17 protein-coding genes and 1 riboswitch are annotated in these 19,686 nt (G+C 39.6%); of the genes, 16 read left to right on the top strand and 1 reads right to left on the bottom strand.

All coding sequences use genetic code 11. From position 1 onward, the window contains the following. Positions 1-44 precede the first annotated feature (44 nt). From IGI67_RS02650 to lpdA, 7 genes are all read left to right on the top strand, one after another. The gene (locus IGI67_RS02650; protein ID WP_207108518.1) at positions 45-1,466 is read left to right on the top strand and encodes a PLP-dependent aminotransferase family protein; all 1,422 of its coding nucleotides are present in this window, start codon (positions 45-47) and stop codon (positions 1,464-1,466) included. Further along, positions 1,467-2,189 carry a nitroreductase family protein gene (locus IGI67_RS02655; protein WP_207108517.1) on the top strand — a complete coding sequence of 241 codons (723 nt, stop codon included), beginning with the start codon at positions 1,467-1,469 and terminating at the stop codon, positions 2,187-2,189. A gap of 45 nt (positions 2,190-2,234) precedes the next feature. Next, positions 2,235-2,399: riboswitch (M-box (ykoK) riboswitch) on the top strand. A 277-nt stretch (positions 2,400-2,676) separates the two neighbouring features. Then, complete coding sequence (mgtA, locus tag IGI67_RS02660) at positions 2,677-5,283, top strand: magnesium-translocating P-type ATPase (protein ID WP_207108524.1); 2,607 nt, start codon at positions 2,677-2,679, stop codon at positions 5,281-5,283. A gap of 389 nt (positions 5,284-5,672) precedes the next feature. Further along, a complete protein-coding gene (gene pdhA, locus IGI67_RS02665) occupies positions 5,673-6,782 on the top strand; it encodes a pyruvate dehydrogenase (acetyl-transferring) E1 component subunit alpha (protein WP_207108516.1) in 1,110 nt (369 codons plus the stop codon). Between the two features lie 2 nt (positions 6,783-6,784). Next, entirely contained in the window at positions 6,785-7,762 is a 978-nt protein-coding gene (locus IGI67_RS02670; protein WP_207108515.1) for an alpha-ketoacid dehydrogenase subunit beta, read from the top strand. A gap of 26 nt (positions 7,763-7,788) precedes the next feature. Continuing rightward, a complete protein-coding gene (locus IGI67_RS02675) occupies positions 7,789-9,432 on the top strand; it encodes a dihydrolipoyllysine-residue acetyltransferase (protein ID WP_429956659.1) in 1,644 nt (547 codons plus the stop codon). Between the two features lie 7 nt (positions 9,433-9,439). Further along, the gene (gene lpdA, locus IGI67_RS02680) at positions 9,440-10,846 is read left to right on the top strand and encodes a dihydrolipoyl dehydrogenase (protein WP_429956660.1); all 1,407 of its coding nucleotides are present in this window, start codon (positions 9,440-9,442) and stop codon (positions 10,844-10,846) included. A gap of 80 nt (positions 10,847-10,926) precedes the next feature. Here lpdA and IGI67_RS02685 read toward each other — a convergent pair whose 3' ends face one another. Further along, a complete protein-coding gene (locus tag IGI67_RS02685; protein WP_207108512.1) occupies positions 10,927-11,562 on the bottom strand; it encodes a GPP34 family phosphoprotein in 636 nt (211 codons plus the stop codon). Between the two features lie 206 nt (positions 11,563-11,768). Here IGI67_RS02685 and IGI67_RS02690 point away from each other — a divergent pair, with 206 nt between their 5' ends. From IGI67_RS02690 to IGI67_RS02730, 9 genes are all read left to right on the top strand, one after another. After that, positions 11,769-12,629 (top strand): Rgg/GadR/MutR family transcriptional regulator, encoded by an 861-nt coding sequence (locus tag IGI67_RS02690; protein ID WP_429956661.1) that lies wholly within the window; start codon positions 11,769-11,771, stop codon positions 12,627-12,629. 18 nt (positions 12,630-12,647) lie between these two features. Beyond that, positions 12,648-13,253: a sugar O-acetyltransferase gene (locus tag IGI67_RS02695; RefSeq protein ID WP_429956662.1), complete on the top strand. Its 606-nt coding sequence runs from the start codon at positions 12,648-12,650 to the stop codon at positions 13,251-13,253. A 64-nt stretch (positions 13,254-13,317) separates the two neighbouring features. After that, entirely contained in the window at positions 13,318-13,587 is a 270-nt protein-coding gene (locus IGI67_RS02700) for a UPF0223 family protein (protein WP_429956663.1), read from the top strand. Positions 13,588-13,636: 49 nt separating this feature from the next. Continuing rightward, positions 13,637-14,401 carry an inositol monophosphatase family protein gene (locus IGI67_RS02705; protein WP_429956664.1) on the top strand — a complete coding sequence of 255 codons (765 nt, stop codon included), beginning with the start codon at positions 13,637-13,639 and terminating at the stop codon, positions 14,399-14,401. A gap of 111 nt (positions 14,402-14,512) precedes the next feature. Beyond that, the gene (typA, locus tag IGI67_RS02710; protein WP_429956665.1) at positions 14,513-16,354 is read left to right on the top strand and encodes a translational GTPase TypA; all 1,842 of its coding nucleotides are present in this window, start codon (positions 14,513-14,515) and stop codon (positions 16,352-16,354) included. Positions 16,355-16,667: 313 nt separating this feature from the next. Then, positions 16,668-17,051 (top strand): hypothetical protein, encoded by a 384-nt coding sequence (locus tag IGI67_RS02715; protein WP_429956666.1) that lies wholly within the window; start codon positions 16,668-16,670, stop codon positions 17,049-17,051. A 50-nt stretch (positions 17,052-17,101) separates the two neighbouring features. Beyond that, positions 17,102-17,731, top strand: a complete 630-nt coding sequence (locus tag IGI67_RS02720) for a DUF2922 family protein (RefSeq protein ID WP_429956667.1) — start codon at positions 17,102-17,104, stop codon at positions 17,729-17,731. A gap of 454 nt (positions 17,732-18,185) precedes the next feature. Then, positions 18,186-18,488, top strand: coding sequence for a YlaN family protein (locus tag IGI67_RS02725; RefSeq protein ID WP_207108505.1), 303 nt, complete (start codon positions 18,186-18,188; stop codon positions 18,486-18,488). 2 nt (positions 18,489-18,490) lie between these two features. Next, on the top strand, positions 18,491-19,681 hold the full coding sequence (locus IGI67_RS02730; protein WP_207108504.1) for an FtsW/RodA/SpoVE family cell cycle protein: 1,191 nt from the start codon (positions 18,491-18,493) through the stop codon (positions 19,679-19,681). The last annotated feature ends 5 nt before the right edge of the window (positions 19,682-19,686 follow it).

Consider the following 19,686-nt stretch of genomic DNA (forward strand, 5'->3'; position numbering starts at 1 on the left):
TTGGGTTAGCGTTGAGCCATCCAATAATAAAATGAGGGGATATTATGTGGGAGCTATCAGATACAAAAACGACACCAATTTATCAGCAGATCATGGAGCAAATTATTACCTATATCCAAGATGGAACGTTACAACCTGGGGATAGATTGCCAGCTGAACGGAAATTAGCTCAGTACTATAGGGTGAATCGTTCTACAGTGGTCCATTCTTTAGATGAATTAGTTAGTCTCGGATGGGTATTGCGAAGGCAAGGAAGCGGAACAATCGTAAATGAGGGAAACTGGGGAAGAAGTACGATACCTCGAGTTGACTGGCGCAGTCTATTCACGCAAGAAACACATCCTAAAGAACCTTTCTTAGAGAGAGTTCAAGAATTATTAAATGCATCAGAGTCTCTAGATCTTTATTCTGGAGAATTACCGCTAAACTTGATACCTGATTTTCGTTTTCCTTCCTATACATGGGAAGAATTATTACTGGAGGAGCGAAAGCAAAGTCCTTTAGGTTATCGGCCGTTGCAACAGGTGATTTGTCAGCGAGTCAAAGCAGAACAAAAAATTGATATTTCGTCCGACCAAGTTTTGATTACGTCTGGTGCTCAACAAGCGATGTTTTTGCTACTTCAGGTTATGCTGCAAAGCGGAGATAGTGTAGCAATCGAAGATCCATCATTTTTATACTCTTTACCAATTTTTGCGACTGCTGGTATCAAACTTTATGGTGTGAAAATGGATAAGGAAGGGATGCGGATTGATAAGCTTGAGCAGTTAATTCTAACGAAAAAAATCAAGTTGATTATTCTTAATCCCACTTTTCAAAATCCGACAGGATCAACAATGTCAACTAAACGCAGAAATGAATTGATCGAACTTAGCCGAAAATATCAGTTGCCGATCGTAGAAGATGAAGTGTTTAGTGAAATGAATTTTAGTGAAAATCCGTCTTCATTGAAAGAGCTTGCTCCGCATCAAGTGATTCATTTGGGATCATTATCGAAAATCTTTGGTTCGTCGATCAAAATTGGTTGGATTGTCGCAGATCGAAATTTGATTCAACGATTGTCTGAAGCTAAACAGATGATGGATTTTTCTATTAGTGTTTTTCCTCAGGTTATTGCCCATACGGCTTTGACTGATCCGCTTTTTGAAGAAAATCAAAAAGAGTTAGTCCTTGCATTGAAACAAAGGGCAGCAGCATTCAATGTTGCTGCACAAACTGTTGCCGAAGATTGGCAGATATCTGAAATTGATGGAGGAATCTATGCTTATTTCACTTGGCGTCATCAAAAATTGACTAGAAAAGACTGGGAAATTTTTCTGAGAGAAAAATTATTGATAGCCCCCGCATTTTTGTTTAGTAATGATACAATGGCAATGAGAGTGAATTATACTCGGTTAACAGAACAAACACGAAAACATTTTTTTGCAAAGCTGCAGGCTATTTCAAAGGAACTAAGGAGGAGCTAGATGGAAGCGTTAGAGGTTATGAAGAAGCATCGAACTTATCGGAATTTTGATGAAAATTATCAGTTATCTGATGGTGAGCTGAAAAAAATTTTGCAAGCTAGTCGGCAAGCGCCGAGTTGGATGAATGGACAAATGTACAGTATTATTGTGATAAAAGATCGTGAGATACGTGAAAAGCTCGTGTCTTTAAATCCTGGAAATCCTCATATGCTGCATAGTTCAGTTTTTCTAGTTTTTGTGGCGGATTTGAGACGAACACAAAAGATTGCCGAACATTATGGTGTAGATTATCCTATCAGCGAAGGGACCGATCCATTGATTACAGCTGTGACAGATGCTGCTTTGGCTTTGGAAAATGCAGTGATTGCAACAGAAGCGTTAGGATTAGGTTCTGTAGTAGTTGGTTCAATTAGAAAGGATATTGTGGAAGTCAGTAAACTTTTGAACCTGCCTGAACAGGTGTTGCCAATTGCTGGATTAAGTATCGGAAAACCTACTGTAGAAATGAGAGTTAAACCACGCTTGCCTGAAATGGCGGTCATTCATTATGACACATATCAAGATTATGATTATCAGTTAATTGCAGATTATGATGATACGATGGAAAAATTTGCAGAAGCTCGTGAAACAAAAATTTGGAGTAAAAAATTCGCGGATTATTTTAGTAATAGACCAAATCAAGAAGTTGATAAATTTCTGAAAATGAATAAATTTTTCAAGTAAATGTTTGACACTGAAAGGTAAGTAACATATAGTATGGATGTAAATAAGAATAATTGTTAGGTGAGGCTCCTATATGGACACAGGCTGCTGCCCAAAAATGTCGAGAGACGCCAATGGGTAGAACAGGGATCATCGTGAAGGTGATTCATAACGTAGCTGACAGATTTTGTCTACGCCCTATAGTGCTAAAGCTCGACGATGGACATGAATGGATTTTCGCGCGTGCTCATTTTCGAGTGCGCGCTTTTTTTCTGGTTTCAGCAAGTAGAAAAATGATTTGTCTGGTGAAAATCAAATTTATTTTTCGCAATCTTTTAGAAATGTTTTCTCAATGAGAGATTAGCTGCTAGTCGTAAAGCCAGCCCAACAGTGACCGCAACAAACCAGTGAGAGGATGTGAGGAAGATGGATCATGAGGATAGTCGACCGAAAAATAAATATAACGGGACGACGATGGTTGTCTTGAATTTTAGGAGGAACAACTATGATGAACAAAAAAAACCTTCTTGCTCGCAAAATCAACAAAGATCAAGAACTAAAAAAATTGGCGATTTTATCTGATCGCGATCTTTTCCTAAATTTGCGAACTTCTTTGCATGGGTTATCGGAAGAGGATGCACAAAGTCGTTTGGAGGAGTATGGTCCGAATGAAGTTTCTGCTCAAAAGCCAACACCTGGAATTCTATTGTTTTTACAAGCATTCAATGATCCATTTGTCTATGTTTTAGCACTTTTAGCAATTGTTTCATTGTTGACAAATGATCTTGAGGCAGCAATTGTAATGACGATCATGATTTTAGCCAGTGTTCTAATTACTTTTATCCAAGAATATCGATCACAAAAAGCCAGTATTGAGTTAAAAGAAATGATTGAAAATACATCAGCGATCACTCGTAATGGAGAAACAAAGGAAATTCCGATGGATGAGGTCGTGCCTGGTGACATTTTGACGTTAGCGACTGGCGATATGATTCCGGCAGATGCGGTTTTGATTTGGACGAAGGACCTTTTTGTCAACCAATCATCGCTAACGGGAGAATCGATGCCTGTCGAAAAGTATCTTGCGAAAGAGGTAAAGCTGACCGAAGATATGACGGCATTGGACTTAACTAACCTCGTATTTATGGGAACGGATGTATTAAGTGGTCAGGGAAAAGCAATTATATTAAAGACAGGACAGCAAACTTTTTTTGGTGATATCGCGAAAAATGCGACATCGAAGCGTGGAAAAACGTCCTTTGATATTGGTTTGGCCAAAGTCAGTAAATTATTGTTAAGAATGGTAATGGTATTGTTTCCACTTGTATTTTTGATTAACGGTTTGACGAAAGGGGATTGGAGTAGCGCCTTTTTCTTTGCTATTGCAGTAGCGGTTGGATTGACCCCTGAAATGCTGCCGATGATCGTGAGTTCTAATTTAGCTAAAGGAGCTTTGACTCTTTCAAAACATAAAGTCATCGTAAAAGAGCTGGCTTCGATCCAGAATTTAGGCAGTATGGATGTTTTGTGTACAGATAAGACCGGGACAATCACGGAGGATCGAGTTGTGTTAGTACAACATCTAGATCCGTTAGGGCACGAAAATGAACAGGTCCTAGATTTGGCTTTCATGAACTCGTCATATCAAACTGGTTGGAAAAATCTGATGGATATTGCCGTAATTAATTATTTCGAAGAACAAGATCGCAGATTACCTTTTCAAACGGTTCAAAAAATTGATGAAATCCCGTTTGATTTTTCTCGGCGTCGTCTGACTGTCGTAATGAAAACCGATGAGCATCAATTGATGATTACAAAAGGGGCCGTCGAAGAGATGGCAGCAATTTGCAAATACGTTGAAATTGATGGAGAAATTTTAGAGCTAACACCAGAAATCCGTCAACAATTGCAAACAGTCAATGAAAAAATGAATCGGCAAGGGATGCGAGTTATTACTGTAGCTGTTCGTCGTGATGCCCATGATGAAGCGATATATTCGACTGAGGATGAAAAAGATATGACATTGATTGGCTTCATGGGATTTCTCGATCCTGCGAAAGCTTCGGCTAAACCAGCGATTAAATCGCTGCAGCAACATGGTGTATCAGTGAAAGTTTTAACGGGTGACAATGCTATTGTCGCTCAAAAGGTTTGCCAAGATGTAGGAATCCCTGCAGACGATTATGTTTTAGGGAATCAAATAGATAGAATGACTGATGACGAGCTGTATCAAACAGCTGAAAAAATCAATTTATTTGCAAAGTTGAATCCTATGCAGAAATCTCGAATCATTGAATCTCTGCAAATCAAAGGACATACGGTAGGTTTCATGGGAGATGGAATCAATGATGCGCCAGCTCTACGCAAAGCAGACGTGGGAATATCAGTAGATACTGCAGCAGATATCACAAAAGATGCCAGTTCGATTATCTTATTGGAAAAAAGCTTGAGCGTTTTGGAGAACGGGGTAATTGAAGGTCGCCGTGTATTTAGTAACATGATGAAATATATCAAAATCACTATCAGCTCCAATTTTGGAAATGTGTTCTCGATTTTGGTTGCTAGTGCCTTTTTGCCATTTCTACCGATGCTGTCGCTTCAGTTGCTTTTACAAAATTTAATCTATGATATCGCCCAGTTGACGATTCCATGGGACAATGTAGACGATGAAGAATTACAAGTACCTACTAAATGGGAAACAAAAGGTCTACTTAAATTTACCGTATGCATCGGACCAATCAGTTCCATTTTTGATATTGTGACGTTCTTAGTAATGTGGTTTGTCTTCGGTGCTAATACTGTTGGAGCACAGAGCCTATTCCAAACGGGCTGGTTTATGATTGGCTTGACGACACAAGCTCTAGTTGTTTTAATGGTTCGAACAAAGAAAGTTCCTTTCTTTCAAAGTAGACCAGCACCACAGGTTTTTATCAGCTTACTGTTAGCCGTAGCAGCAGGTGCTTTAGTCGTTCTGACCCCACTTGCGGAACAATTTGAGTTTGTTCATCTACCAAACACTTATTGGTTCTGGTATGTTGGGATTGTCGTTTCCTATATGTTGGCAACGCAATTAGGGAAAGTGTTATATATAAAAATAGCAAAGGAATGGATCTGAACTATAACAGAATGGCCTGTGTTGCCATTCTGTTTCTTTTTTTGTGAAAAGCCGTAACAATTTTTTAGATTGAACAGTTGCACAACGAATCTTTTTTCTTGATTTTGTCATAAATTAGGCGAAATAATTGAAAGATTGCTAATTTTGAAGATAATTATTCTTCTCAATTTGACTAGTAAAAATCGCTTACAAGGCTTGTGCTGCGAGTGTTTTCACAAGTGAAAAAAGTGAAACGCTTTATTTCGTTCAGAATTGGTGAGCAAGTTTGTTGTCAATTGAATATAAAAATGCTAATTTAGAGAAGAAGGGGCAATAGCAATAATACAGATTGACTTGCTGTTGCACTGATAACAAGACTTAATTAACCTAAGAGAGGAAAGTGTGACACCATGGCAGAAAAAGAGTTAACGATTGATTTTGAAGCCTTACTAAAAGATGTAAACGCGGATTTCCCCGTGTACCAAGCGTTGGATGAGAACGGAAAAATTATAAATGAAAATTTGGTTCCAGACTTATCTGATGAAGAACTTGTGGAGTTGATGACTTCAATGGTTTGGTCACGTGTGTTAGACCAACGTTCAACAGCATTGAACCGTCAAGGTCGTTTAGGATTTTTTGCACCAACTGCTGGACAAGAAGCTAGTCAATTAGCCAGCCATTTTGCATTCGAAAAGGAAGATGTATTATTACCTGGCTATCGTGATGTTCCACAATTGATTAAACATGGCTTACCCTTAGCGGAAGCGTTCTTATGGTCTCGCGGGCACGTTGCTGGAAATAACTATCCTGCTGATTTACAAGCTTTGCCGCCACAAATCATTATCGGAGCTCAATATGTGCAAGCAGCCGGCGTGGCTTTAGGCTTAAAGAAACGTAACAGTAAGAACGTTGTTTTCACATATACAGGTGACGGCGGCTCGTCCCAAGGTGATTTTTATGAAGCAATCAATTTTGCTGGGGCATATCATGCAAACGCTGTATTTTATATTCAGAACAATGGCTTTGCAATTTCAACACCTCGTGAAAAACAATCAGCTGCTAAAACACTAGCGCAAAAATCGGTTGCTGCTGGAATTCCTGGTATCCAAGTAGATGGTATGGATCCACTAGCGGTTTATTATGTATCTAAGAAAGCACGTGAATGGGCAGCAAACGGCAATGGCCCAGTATTGATTGAAACATTAACTTATCGGTATGGTCCACATACATTATCAGGCGATGACCCTACTCGTTATCGTTCTAAAGAAATGGATGATGAATGGACGAAGAAAGATCCATTGGTTCGTTTCCGCAAGTACTTGACAGAAAAAGGTTTATGGTCAGAAGAACAAGAAGAAAAAGTAATCGAAGCAACAAAAGAAGAAATCAAACAAGCAATTACAGATGCTGATCGCGTACCAAAACAAAAGGTTTCTGATTTCTTGAAAAACATGTACGAAGTTCAACCACAAAATATCAAAGAACAAATTGAATTCTATGAAGCGAAGGAGTCGAAATAATCATGGCACAAAAAACAATGATCCAAGCAATTACAGATGCCTTAGCTCTGATGCTTGAAAAAGACAAAGAAGTTTTAGTTTTCGGTGAAGACGTTGGTAAAAACGGCGGGGTTTTCCGTGCGACTGAAGGTCTTCAGGAAAAATTCGGTGAAGATCAGGTGTTCGATACACCGCTAGCTGAATCTGGTATCGCCGGACTTGGCTTTGGTCTTGCTTTACAAGGCTTCCGTCCAGTTCCAGAAATTCAGTTCTTTGGTTTTGTGTTTGAAGCAATGGACGAAATCGTCGGTCAAATGGCTCGTACACGTTACCGCATGGGCGGTACACGTAATTTACCGATCACTGTCCGTGCACCATTTGGTGGCGGTGTTCATACTCCAGAATTACACTCAGATAACTTAGAAGGTTTGATGGCGCAATCACCTGGTTTACGTGTCGTGATTCCTTCAAATCCTTATGATGCAAAAGGTCTGCTGATTGCATCAATCCGCAACAATGATCCAGTCGTTTTCTTAGAACACATGAAGCTTTACCGTTCCTTCCGTGAGGAAGTTCCAGAAGGAATTTATGAAGTACCCTTGGACAAAGCAGCAGTTACTAAAGAAGGGTCTGATGTTTCAATCATCACATATGGAGCAATGGTTCGCGAAGCGATCAAAGCGGCAGACAATTTAGCTAAAGAAAACATCAATGCAGAAATTATTGATTTGCGTACGGTAGCGCCACTGGATGTAGAAACGATCATAAAATCAGTTGAAAAAACAGGCCGTGTCGTTGTTGTTCAGGAAGCGCAAAAACAAGCCGGAGTCGGTGCACAAGTCGTTTCAGAAATTTCTGAACGGGCGGTTCTTTCATTGGAAGCACCAATTGGCCGTGTTTCTGCTCCAGATACGATTTTCCCATTTGGACAAGCGGAAGGTATCTGGTTGCCAAACGCAGCAGATATTGAAGCAAAAGTAAAAGAAATCGTAGAATTTTAATCAGTAAGAAAAAGGAGCGAAAACTAATGGCTTACCAATTTAAATTGCCAGATATCGGTGAAGGCATCGCAGAAGGCGAAATCGTCAAGTGGTTCGTTAAAGTGGGCGATACCATTAATGAAGATGATACATTATTAGAAGTACAAAATGACAAATCAGTGGAAGAAATTCCATCTCCAGTAACAGGAACGATTAAAAAAGTCCTTGTAGACGAAGGAACGGTTGCCAATGTCGGAGATGTTTTGGTAGAAATCGACGCACCAGGACATGAAGACAACGAAGGTGATTCAGGAGTTGCTGCGGAATCGCAGACACCAGCGGCTCCAGCAGCTGAACCAACTGCTGAAAGCGGCAGTTCGAATGCTGGCGGCGTTTTCCAATTCAAATTACCAGATATTGGTGAAGGGATTGCAGAAGGCGAGATCGTTAAATGGTTCGTGAAAGCCGGCGACAAGATTGAAGAAGATGATACGTTACTAGAAGTTCAAAATGATAAATCAGTAGAAGAAATTCCGTCTCCAGTAACCGGGACGATCAAGAAAGTCCTTGTAGACGAAGGAACGGTTGCCAATGTCGGAGATGTTTTAGTAGAAATCGATGCACCGAGTCATAATGATTCCAGCGCTTCTTCTTCAACAGAGTCAGCAGCACCAGCGGAAGCACCAAAAGCTGATGCAAAAGGCAGCTCTTCAGTGGTTGAAGCAAGCAATCCAGACAAACGTGTGTTAGCGATGCCGTCTGTCCGTCAATATGCACGTGAAAAAGATGTGGATATCACACAAGTAACAGCAACAGGTAAAGGTGGACGTATCGTAAAAGAAGATATTGACGCTTTTGTATCTGGCGGTGGTCAAGCAGCACCAGCAGCGAAGACAGAGGAAAAATCAGCGGGCACAGCAGCAACTTCAAGCGCAGCTCCTGCTAAAGCAGAAAAACCAGCTCAACCATTTACTTCTAACATGGGCGAAATGGAAACCCGTGAGAAGCTGACACCAACACGTAAAGCAATCGCTAAAGCGATGGTCAACAGCAAACATACTGCTCCGCATGTAACCTTACATGATGAAGTAGAGGTTTCTAAGCTTTGGGATCACCGTAAGAAATTCAAGCAAGTGGCTTTGGATAATGGCACGAAATTGACCTTCTTACCATACGTAGTGAAAGCTTTGACTGCGACAGTGAAGAAATACCCAGTCTTGAATGCGTCCATTGATGATGCCGCACAAGAAATTGTTTATAAAAATTATTACAACATCGGTATTGCAACAGATACTGATCATGGATTGTATGTACCGAACGTTAAAAATGCTGATACTAAAGGCATGTTCAAGATCGCAGACGAAATCAATGAAAAAGCAGCGTTGGCACATGACGGCAAATTAGCTGCTGATGATATGCGTAACGGCACGATCACGATCTCAAATATCGGTTCAGTAGGCGGCGGCTGGTTCACTCCAGTTATCAACTACCCTGAAGTTGCGATCCTTGGTGTCGGAACGATTGCGCAACAACCAATCGTGAACGATGAAGGCGAATTAGCGGTTGGCCGTGTGATGAAACTTTCATTAAGCTTCGACCATCGAATCGTTGATGGCGCGACAGCGCAAAAAGCCATGAACAATATCAAGCGTTTGTTGGCTGATCCAGAATTATTATTAATGGAAGGATGATAAAATCATGGTAGTTGGAGATTTTGCCATTGAATTAGATACAGTTGTAATCGGTGCTGGACCCGGCGGCTATGTTGCCGCCATCCGCGCCGCTGAAATGGGACAGAAAGTAGCGATCATTGAACGAGAATATATCGGCGGTGTTTGTTTAAACGTCGGCTGTGTTCCGTCAAAAGCGTTGATTTCTGCTGGACATCATTATCAAGATTCGCTTGATTCATCGATGTTTGGTGTAACTAGTGAAAATGTAAAGCTAGACTTTGCTAAAACCCAAGAGTGGAAAGAAAACGAAGTCGTTAATAAATTAACGACTGGAGTTAAATTCCTGTTGAAGAAACACAAAGTAGAAATCATTGAAGGAGAAGCTTTCTTCGTAGATGACAAAAACTTACGTGTAATTCATCCTGATTCTGCTCAAACTTATTCTTTCAATAATGCGATCGTCGCAACAGGTTCTCGTCCAATAGAGATTCCTGGCTTCAAATTTGGCGGACGTGTGTTAGATTCTACAGGCGGATTAGCGTTAGAAGCTGTTCCGGAAAAACTTGTAATTATTGGCGGAGGCGTTATCGGTGCTGAATTAGGCGGTGCATATGCCAACCTAGGTGCTGAAGTAACGATTCTTGAAGGAACACCACAAATTTTACCGACTTACGAAAAAGACATGGTGCAACTTGTAGAAAAAGACTTCAAACAAAAAGGCATTAAAGTCGTTACCTCTGCGATGGCCCGTGAAGCTGTTGATAATGGCGATAACGTGACCGTTCGTTACGAAGTTGACGGAAAAGAAGAAACAATCGATGCAGATTACGTAATGGTAACAGTTGGGCGTCGTCCAAACACAAACGACATGGGCTTGGAGCAAGCTGGTGTTGAAATGACAGACCGCGGTCTGATTACAGTTGATAAACAAGGACGTACAAACGTACCTAGCATCTACGCAATCGGTGATATCGTTCCTGGTGCTGCTTTAGCTCATAAAGCCAGCTACGAAGCTAAAATCGCTGCTGAAGCGATCTCTGGCAAGAAAGTTGCCGTTGACTATAAAGCTATGCCAGCAGTTGCCTTTACTGATCCAGAATTGGCAACTGTCGGAATGACAATCAAAGATGCGAAGGAAGCCGGATTGGAAGCGAAAGCCTTCAAATTCCCATTCTCTGGTAATGGTCGTGCACTATCATTAGGCAAAACAGAAGGCTTTATTCGGTTGGTAACAACGGTTGAAGACAATGTTATCATCGGCGGTCAAATCGCAGGTGTTGGTGCCAGCGACATGATTTCTGAATTAGCCTTAGCTATCGAATCAGGCATGAATGCGGAAGATATCGCTCTAACGATTCATCCACATCCATCGTTAGGTGAGATCGTAATGGATGCTTCTGAGTTAGCATTAGGGATGCCGATCCATATTTAAAGCCAAAAGCCAAAATCCACTTAACAGGGATTTTGGCTTTTTTTATGGTCAAATACTTAACACTTTCAGCAAACTATCCTTTAAACCACCGTGATTGCCACCAGTGCCCCCATTAGCCAATCTACCTGCGAGATCATTACTTGCGTTTGTTTGGCTACAGGATCACCTTTTACTTCCTTTATTTTCGCTTCCAGCATTTTTCGTTCTGGCTTTTCAATGTATTTTTTCAAGTAAGAGGATTTCTTTAACAGGATTACTAATTTTAGTCCATCATAATCTAAGCAATTTAAATTCTCTAGACGAGCCACTAATTGCGCAATGGTTTTTTCCTTTGCTAAATAAGAAAGCGTATTTCCATCTGTTTCGACAGTAATTTCTCTAAGGTCAATTAATGAGTTGCGAGTTTGAGCGACCAACAACTTCAAGTCTTTTTCGAAAAAGGTTGTACCGTATGCAACTGCTAATTTGTCGATGCGTTTCTTTTTTAGCTGGGTGATCTTATCAAATAAGCATTTCAGATATTCTAGTTCCTCCGGCAGTTGATCCGTTAAAATGATAATTTCCTTTTGATCAAGCTCGATTACCTGTGCTTCTTGCAAATCAAGCAGTCCTGCCATAACTAGGCACATGCCAACATAATAATTAATAGAAGAAATCTTTCCATTTCGATTCATGGTGAAGAGCAGGTATTGTTGTGATAAACTTAAATTTTTCATCGTTTTGCTCCTTTATTCTTTTGATCCAAGTATAAGCTAGGAGTGAAAATATCTAGTTTTTCGAAACAATATTTTCAAAATTCTGATTTTTTCGCTTTTTTTTCATGGTATCCTAAGAATGCAGAAACAAAAGTTTCCTTTTTTACTAGCTCAATCTGCCAGCAAGAGAATAATTAATTGAAAAAAGCGACAAGGAGATGAATCCAATGACTGGGAAATTTTTCCAAGAAATCAGAGAAAAGAAAAACCAATCAATCATGAATACGTCTGAGGGGATCGTAACACCTCAGTTTTTAAGAAAATACGAACGGGAAAATGGTGATATTCGTTTTTCGAATTTAGTCCAGTTATTAAATCGACTGAATACTACCATCGACGAGTTCATCTTTGAGATTGAAGAAAGCTTGGATATTTGGTTATATGAAATCGAAGAAGAAATTGATCAAGCCTATCATGCCGGAAATTCATTTTCTCTGAAGAAATTTGTGCAAAAACAAGAAAAACTCTATCAGCAAACAAAGGAGGAACGCTTCCTGTTTGCGGGGCTTATCGGCAAACGCTTCTATAATTATATATTTTTACCAAGCTATACAGTTGATTTATCGCCGATCACCAATTATTTAAGAGAGACGGAGACGTGGGGGAAGTTTGAATTTTTCTTGGTCACTTATAATAGTGATCTTTTCGAGCCGGAAGAAGCTTTTTTTTACGCCAATCAGTTAGTAACACAACAGCATGGCAGCTTTGAAGCTCGAAAGTGGCGCTTCGATGCTGTCCTGCATCTTGTACGTTATTTAATTGACGAGAATCAATTGGCTTCGGCAGAAAAAATAATGTTAGCATATTTAAAAAACTTGACACCGAATCGTGATTTGAAATATCTTCATCATGACCTGTACGCTAAATTTGTCTATGGGCTGCTTTTGATCAAAAAGAATGATCCAAAAGGAGCACGACAATGCGAGCGAGTCATTGAAATATTTGTAGAGGATTGCGGTTATTTAAACTATGGCAATCGACTGAATATTGTTTATCAATCAACTTTAGCGCAAGCTAAGCAGTCGTAATAAGCGAGGAGCAGATATATGAATGAAATTTTAGGTTTTGAAGCATCAAGATCAGGTGAAATGTATGATGACCTTTCGCCTGTATTTAGCGAAATGCGGAAGCAAGCAGTGAAGGCGACGACTGAATACAATGCCCTGTATGGAAAGGATGAGCAGAAGAGAGAAGCGATCTTGCGAAAACTTCTAGGCTCAGTGGGCGATTCCCCCTTCTTCGAACCGGATTTTCGTTGTGAATTTGGAAAAAATATCCATCTTGGGGATCGTTTTTTTGCTAATTTTGACTGCATCTTGTTAGATGGCGGAGAAATCAGGATTGGCAATGATGTATTATTTGGTCCACGGGTAGGGATTTTTACAACGAACCACGCGACTGATCCTGAAGAACGAGTGGCAGGTGGCTGTTATTCGAAAAATGTCGTGATAGAAGATAATGTTTGGGTAGGTGCCAACGTTACCATCAATCAAGGCGTGACGATTGGAAAAAATACAATCATTGGTTCTGGCAGCGTGGTAACCAAAAATATCCCGGCCAATGTAATCGCAGTCGGAAATCCTTGTCGTGTGTTAAGAGAGATCACTGAACAAGACAAAACGGGTTATCAATCTAAACGTACGTTAACTTAAAAGTGGTTTTCACCAGCGCATGTATAATTCTATGGTAAACTAATTTCGAATGGAGTGTGGATCAATGGCAAATTATGGTTACCCAATCGATGAGGATTGGACACATGAGGAGATCACGACCGTTATCAATTTCTTCAATTTAGTCGAGGAAGCGAACGAAAATGGTGTAGATAAAGAAGCTTTTTTAATCGGATATAAAAAATTTAAGACAATAGTCAAAAGTATCGGAGAAGAAAAACGAATCGGTCGAGAATTTGAAGCGGTCAGCGATTATTCAATCTATCGCACGGTACAAAAAGCTAAAGCAACGACAACGAAACGTTTTAAAATGTAAATTTATTAGCTATTGGTAAGAAGAATCAGACTTATTAGGAGAGATTAGGATGGAAAAAGAAATTATTGGCTGGATCTATGAGGCGGCTGAGAAAATCAAATCAGGACTAGGAGATGCGCTGAAGGTCGATCAGAAAAACGGACGGACGGATTTAGTGACGAACGTGGACAAAGAGGTCCAAGACTTTATCGTCGGAAAAATCAATGCTTATGATCCAGATGCATTGATTTTAGGCGAAGAAAATGGTCAGGACCAGACTCCAATCGATAAAGGGCGTGTTTTTGTCATTGATCCGATTGACGGGACGTTGAATTTTGTAATGCAGCAAGAAAATTTTTGTATCATGATCGCTGTCTATGAAGAGGGCGTAGGCCAACTAGGGTTTATTTATGATGTGATGCAAGATGAGCTTTTCTGGGGCGGACCTAAAGTCGGAAAAGTCTTCCTTAACAAGGAAGAACTTGCGGCTCCTGCAAATCAATCGTTAAGTGAAGGCTTAATTGGTATGAACGCTGCCCTTTATCGCAAAAATTTGTATCATGCTCAAGAAATTGGTCAGACATCGATGGGTATCCGGGTATTAGGCTGTGCCGGACTGGATTTTATCGCTATCATCAAGGGGACGCAAATTGGCTATGTCAGTATGCTGAGTCCATGGGATTACGCTGCCGGCATGATTATGATGGAACAGTTAGGAATGACTGTTATCGGCAAAAATCAGCAGCCGTTAAGCTTCCGAGGACGGGAGTTTTTCATTGGTGCAACGCAGGCTGCGATGGCTGATATTCAAGCGTTTGATAAAGAGAATCTTTAAGAAACTACTTTTTCTGAAAAAATGAAAATGTTTTACTAACACTCTTACTGATTTTCTGTTATAATTGTCAATCGAGTGAGTCTCGCGTTACAAGAAAAGGAGCAATTAAAATTGAATTACAGAGAAGATATCCGCAACGTGGCCATTATTGCCCACGTCGACCATGGTAAAACAACACTAGTTGATGAAATGCTGAAACAATCCGATACCCTTGACAGCCACGTAAGCCTGCAAGAGCGTGCGATGGATTCAAATGCAATTGAAAAAGAACGTGGAATCACGATCTTAGCGAAAAATACCGCTGTTAACTATAAAGACTACAAAATCAACATCATGGACACTCCAGGACACGCCGATTTTGGTGGTGAAGTGGAACGAATCATGAAAATGGTTGATGGTGTATTGTTAGTCGTAGATGCTTATGAAGGTACGATGCCACAAACGCGTTTCGTATTGAAGAAAGCGTTAGAACAACATTTAACACCGATCGTAGTCGTAAATAAAATCGACAAACCTTCTGCACGTCCAGAAGAAGTCGTAGATGAAGTTTTAGAACTCTTTATTGAATTAGGTGCAGATGACGATCAGTTGGACTTCCCAGTGATATATGCGTCAGCAATTAATGGAACATCTAGCTTATCAGATGATCCAGCAGAACAACAACCGACAATGGCTCCTGTTTTTGATACGATTATTGAAAAAATTCCAGCTCCTGTTGATAATAGCGACGAGCCTTTGCAATTCCAAGTTTCTTTATTGGATTACAATGACTACGTAGGGCGTATTGGTATCGGCCGTATCTTCCGCGGAAAAATGAAGGTCGGCGACCAAGTATCTTTAATGAAGCTTGACGGTTCGATTAAAAATTTCCGTGTAACAAAAATCTTTGGATTCTTTGGCTTACAACGCTTAGAAGTTGAAGAAGCAAAAGCAGGTGATTTGATCGCTGTTTCTGGGATGGAGGATATCTTTGTTGGGGAAACTGTTACACCAGTGGACCATCAAGAAGCTCTACCGATCCTGCACATCGACGAACCTACTCTGCAAATGACGTTCCTAGTGAATAATTCACCATTTGCTGGTCGCGAAGGTAAATACGTGACTTCACGTAAGATTGAAGAACGTTTGATGTCAGAATTGCACACAGATGTGTCATTACGCGTTGAAAACACAGATTCACCTGACGCTTGGACGGTTTCTGGTCGTGGGGAATTACATTTATCGATTTTGATTGAAAACATGCGTCGTGAAGGTTACGAATTACAAGTTTCTCGCCCAGAAGTTATCGAACGTGTTGTTGATGGTGTGAAATGCGAACCATTCGAACGTGTACAAATCGATACTCCAGAAGAATATATGGGTAGCGTGATCGAAGCATTAGGTCAACGTAAAGCCGAAATGCAAGACATGATTCACTCTGGTAACGGACAAATACGTCTGGTTTTCTTAGCACCAGCGCGTGGTTTGATCGGATTCACAACTGAATTCTTGTCAATGACTCGAGGTTATGGAATTATGAACCACACCTTCGATCAATATTTACCAATGATCCAAGGTGTGATCGGCGGACGTCGTAACGGGGCATTAGTTTCTGTTGATACTGGAAAAGCAACTATGTACTCCATTATGAGTGTTGAGGAACGGGGAACTGTCTTTGTTGAACCAACTACTGAAGTTTACGAAGGAATGATCGTCGGCGAAAACAGCCGTGACAAAGACCTAGGTGTTAACATTACCAAAGCTAAGCAAATGACAAACGTTCGTTCAGCTAACAAAGACCAAACGTCAGTCATCAAAAAGCCACGTATCTTAACGCTAGAAGAATCATTAGAATTCCTGAATGACGATGAATACTGTGAAGTAACACCAGAAAGCATTCGTCTACGTAAACAAATTCTAAACAAAGCAGAACGTGAAAAAGCAGCGAAGAAACGCAAAGTTGCTGCTGAATAAAGACTATTTAAGAGATCGCATGAATCTATGCGGTCTCTTTTTATGGAAAAATTTTGTCAACCACCAAATTGCTTATAACAAGGTGAAATAATTATTTTATCTTTAATTAGCTGTTATTAGCAAAGAACAACTCTTATTTTAAAATTATTTTTAAAAATTTGGATTAGAATTTTTGAGAATTATCGTTTATGTTTGATTTGGGTTGATGAGGGATCGGTGCTTGATTGGGTGATTGAGGATAAGACTGCTGTTTTTTGTGACTGATAACATGCACTTTGAATAAATAGAATCAAATGGAAAAGGAGGAGTTTTAATGGATGAATATGGCTTAAGCTGTAAGCAGATTTTTTCGTTAAAGCGTAAAACATTAGAAAAACGCATTAGCAATTTCTATAACGAAACGAATGACAGCGACAGCGCGATCAGACTTTTGGTAGCGCTTCAAGTAAGAGAAGAACTAGACTTGGCAGATTTTTCATTTATGTTAGCCGATTTAGTGCATTATATTTTTATGAAAACCAAATCCAATGCGACCCTGCGCCGCTTTTATATATTCTTTGAGGAGTATTTTGATAAGAAGGAGTGGCGTGTGCTGCTAATCAAATTATTTCCGGCGAAAACGTATATCGCTGAAAAGCTGAAAACATTATTTACGCAATTTATCAAAGAACCTCTAGCAGGATTAGTCGGTTCATGAATAAGGAAAAATAAAGAGCAGGAAGAAAATTAAACGAAGGGATTAAAAAAATGACAACAGTATTAGACGTAGAATTTGAGAATAGTAATGGAAAAGAGCAGCATTTGCGCTTGAAGAATTTTAGTATGCGTAAATCTGCCACAGAACTTAAAGCAACTTTAGAGAAATTCACGCTGTTGAATCTATTTGAAAAAGATGGCGTAGATTTATATAAGAAATTGAAGCATGCAACAATTATCGAAGAAATCGAAAGTCCAATCTTTGATATAGAAGCTGATGAAGAAGCACCAGTATTAGATGCTCAACTAAGCAAAGAAGAAGCACTATTGCAAGTAGAAACAACTGCGGAGGAATTAAATAAGATCAATATACCAGAGGATCTAGTGATCATAGAAGAAAAACCGGAACCGGGTATTCTGATCCAAACGATTGGATTGCCAGAGGGGATTAATCCAAGTGAATTAACGGAAAGTCAGGCAATGATAATTATTAGCGCCTGTATGCCGGCTGATGCTCGACTAGAAGATATACGGATCGAGAATAAGACAAGTCCGGCAAAACTGGTTTTGACCGAGAGAATCGACGAAGAAGAGTCTCCTCCGGTGATTGTCCAATCACCGCCAGAAAATGTTAAAAGGAAACGAAAACGATTACTCGATCGTATCCGGAAACGAGAGTAAGCAGCTGTTTTTGTCTCATCGATAAATCCAACGTTGGTATGAGACAGATATTCACTGTATTGCTGGATTAAACAAACTGAATCAAATTTTTAGCCTGCTGGATCCGCAGGCTATTTGTTGTGGACAAAATGTGCGGCTAATGAGATAAAGGCTAGAGTTTATCCATTTCAAACAGCCTTTAATCGCTGATTTTTCCGATGTCTTGTATGACGGTGCCGAAAACCATTATGTTTCATATTATGCATTTGTTTCACGACGAGAATTGTAAAAAGAATTGATTTTTCGCGTTTTTATATAAAGTTTTTGCATTGTAATCTCTTTGTAATATTCTCCAAGCTGTGTAAAAGTCAAAATCCGAACAAAGAGTTTAGAAAAAGCTTAGTCTCACGGATTTTTTCCCTTTTTAAATTTTTTCTATGTTATAATGTTGAAATCAAGATAGGAGGGAAGCAAAATGGAAAATATTTCTTCTGATTTTGCCATTAAAGTGTTGCAAGAAGATGCAGATCGGATCAAGCTGTTGATTCGCAATCAAACGAATAGTTTATGTATCTCTCAATGCAAAGCTTTTGAGGAAGTCGTTGATACACAAATGTATGGCTTCTCACGCCAAGTGTTCTTTGCTGAAAAGGTAGGTATCTTGAAGCGAGGAGAAGGACAGCAAATGCTTAGTGATTTGGAAGCTGAGTTAAATCGTTTATATACGGAATTGTACGAAACTCGTCAGGATATGACGGATGCCGGCTGGGAGGCTTAACCTTGCCCACGAAAATAAAGAAACGTCATTTTTTAGATTATAGTATTTTGATTCCATATTTGATTTTGACTGTGATTGGTTTGATATTTGTATACAGTTCAACTTCCTATTTATTGATCACAAATAATGCGAACCCAACAGGCTTAGTAATGAACCAAGGGGTCTTTTGGGTTTTAAGTTTGATCGTAATTAGTTTGATGTATAAAATGAAGACAGATGTCTTAAAAAGCCAGCAGCTGATCATTTTTGTGACATATGTGATTTTTATTCTATTGATTATTGTATTGTTTTTTGGTACTGAACGTAATGGTGCTAAAGGGTGGATCGATATTGCTGGTTTTACGATGCAGCCAGCAGAATATTTAAAAATCATGGTTGTTTGGTACTTGTCCTATATACTATCAAAACGTCAAGAGACGATCCAAGATAATTTTGTTACCGACATGAAACGTCCATTAATGCTAGTTTTTGCTATGATTTTTTTAGTAGCGGTACAACCTGATATGGGGAATGCGGCGATTATTACATTATTAGCATTGATTTTGCTATTGGCTAGCGGAGTTAACTGGATTTACAGTTTAATCGTTGGAGGTATCGGTGTTGTCGGAAGTTTTCTTGTTATTGAATTCTTGACACATTTTGGTAAAGCTATTTTCCCAAAGAAGTTAGCATATATTTTCAGTCGATTTGAGAGCTTTAAAGATCCATTTAAATATGAATTAGACACGGGACATCAAATGGTCAATGGCTATTATGCAATGTTCAACGGCGGCTGGTTTGGGCGCGGATTAGGGAACAGTATCGAAAAAAAAGGTTTTTTAAGTGAAGCTCATACGGACTTTATTTTTTCTATTGTAATAGAAGAAGTCGGTTTGATCGGTGCTTTGGTTATATTAGCAATTTTAATTTTTTTAATCGCACGAATCTACTTGGTTGGGATTCGTTCGAAGAAGCCTTTCAATTCATTAATTTGTATCGGAATTGGAAGTTTGTTGTTATTACAAGTTTTTATTAATCTTGGTGGTATTTTAGGAATTATTCCATTGACTGGGATCACGTTCCCATTTTTGAGTCAAGGAGGAAACAGCTTACTTGTATTGTCAGTGGGTGTTGCATTTGCGCTGAATATCAGTGCAGATGAAAAGCGGACGAAACTTGCGATCGAGTATGAATACTTAAAAAGTCAGGAGTGAAGTGC

Source organism: Enterococcus sp. AZ196, assembly GCF_050498845.1.
Lineage (GTDB): Bacteria > Bacillota > Bacilli > Lactobacillales > Enterococcaceae > Enterococcus_A > Enterococcus_A murrayae.

What these genes read in the sequence shown, in the direction of transcription:
- IGI67_RS02650 (WP_207108518.1), top strand. Translation starts at nt 45, where the DNA reads ATGTGGGAGCTATCAGATACAAAAACGACACCAATTTATCAGCAGATC.
- IGI67_RS02655 (WP_207108517.1), top strand. Translation starts at nt 1,467, where the DNA reads ATGGAAGCGTTAGAGGTTATGAAGAAGCATCGAACTTATCGGAATTTT.
- mgtA (WP_207108524.1), top strand. Translation starts at nt 2,677, where the DNA reads ATGAACAAAAAAAACCTTCTTGCTCGCAAAATCAACAAAGATCAAGAA.
- pdhA (WP_207108516.1), top strand. Translation starts at nt 5,673, where the DNA reads ATGGCAGAAAAAGAGTTAACGATTGATTTTGAAGCCTTACTAAAAGAT.
- IGI67_RS02670 (WP_207108515.1), top strand. Translation starts at nt 6,785, where the DNA reads ATGGCACAAAAAACAATGATCCAAGCAATTACAGATGCCTTAGCTCTG.
- IGI67_RS02675 (WP_429956659.1), top strand. Translation starts at nt 7,789, where the DNA reads ATGGCTTACCAATTTAAATTGCCAGATATCGGTGAAGGCATCGCAGAA.
- lpdA (WP_429956660.1), top strand. Translation starts at nt 9,440, where the DNA reads ATGGTAGTTGGAGATTTTGCCATTGAATTAGATACAGTTGTAATCGGT.
- IGI67_RS02685 (WP_207108512.1), bottom strand. Translation starts at nt 11,562, where the DNA reads ATGAAAAATTTAAGTTTATCACAACAATACCTGCTCTTCACCATGAAT.
- IGI67_RS02690 (WP_429956661.1), top strand. Translation starts at nt 11,769, where the DNA reads ATGACTGGGAAATTTTTCCAAGAAATCAGAGAAAAGAAAAACCAATCA.
- IGI67_RS02695 (WP_429956662.1), top strand. Translation starts at nt 12,648, where the DNA reads ATGAATGAAATTTTAGGTTTTGAAGCATCAAGATCAGGTGAAATGTAT.
- IGI67_RS02700 (WP_429956663.1), top strand. Translation starts at nt 13,318, where the DNA reads ATGGCAAATTATGGTTACCCAATCGATGAGGATTGGACACATGAGGAG.
- IGI67_RS02705 (WP_429956664.1), top strand. Translation starts at nt 13,637, where the DNA reads ATGGAAAAAGAAATTATTGGCTGGATCTATGAGGCGGCTGAGAAAATC.
- IGI67_RS02715 (WP_429956666.1), top strand. Translation starts at nt 16,668, where the DNA reads ATGGATGAATATGGCTTAAGCTGTAAGCAGATTTTTTCGTTAAAGCGT.
- IGI67_RS02720 (WP_429956667.1), top strand. Translation starts at nt 17,102, where the DNA reads ATGACAACAGTATTAGACGTAGAATTTGAGAATAGTAATGGAAAAGAG.
- IGI67_RS02725 (WP_207108505.1), top strand. Translation starts at nt 18,186, where the DNA reads ATGGAAAATATTTCTTCTGATTTTGCCATTAAAGTGTTGCAAGAAGAT.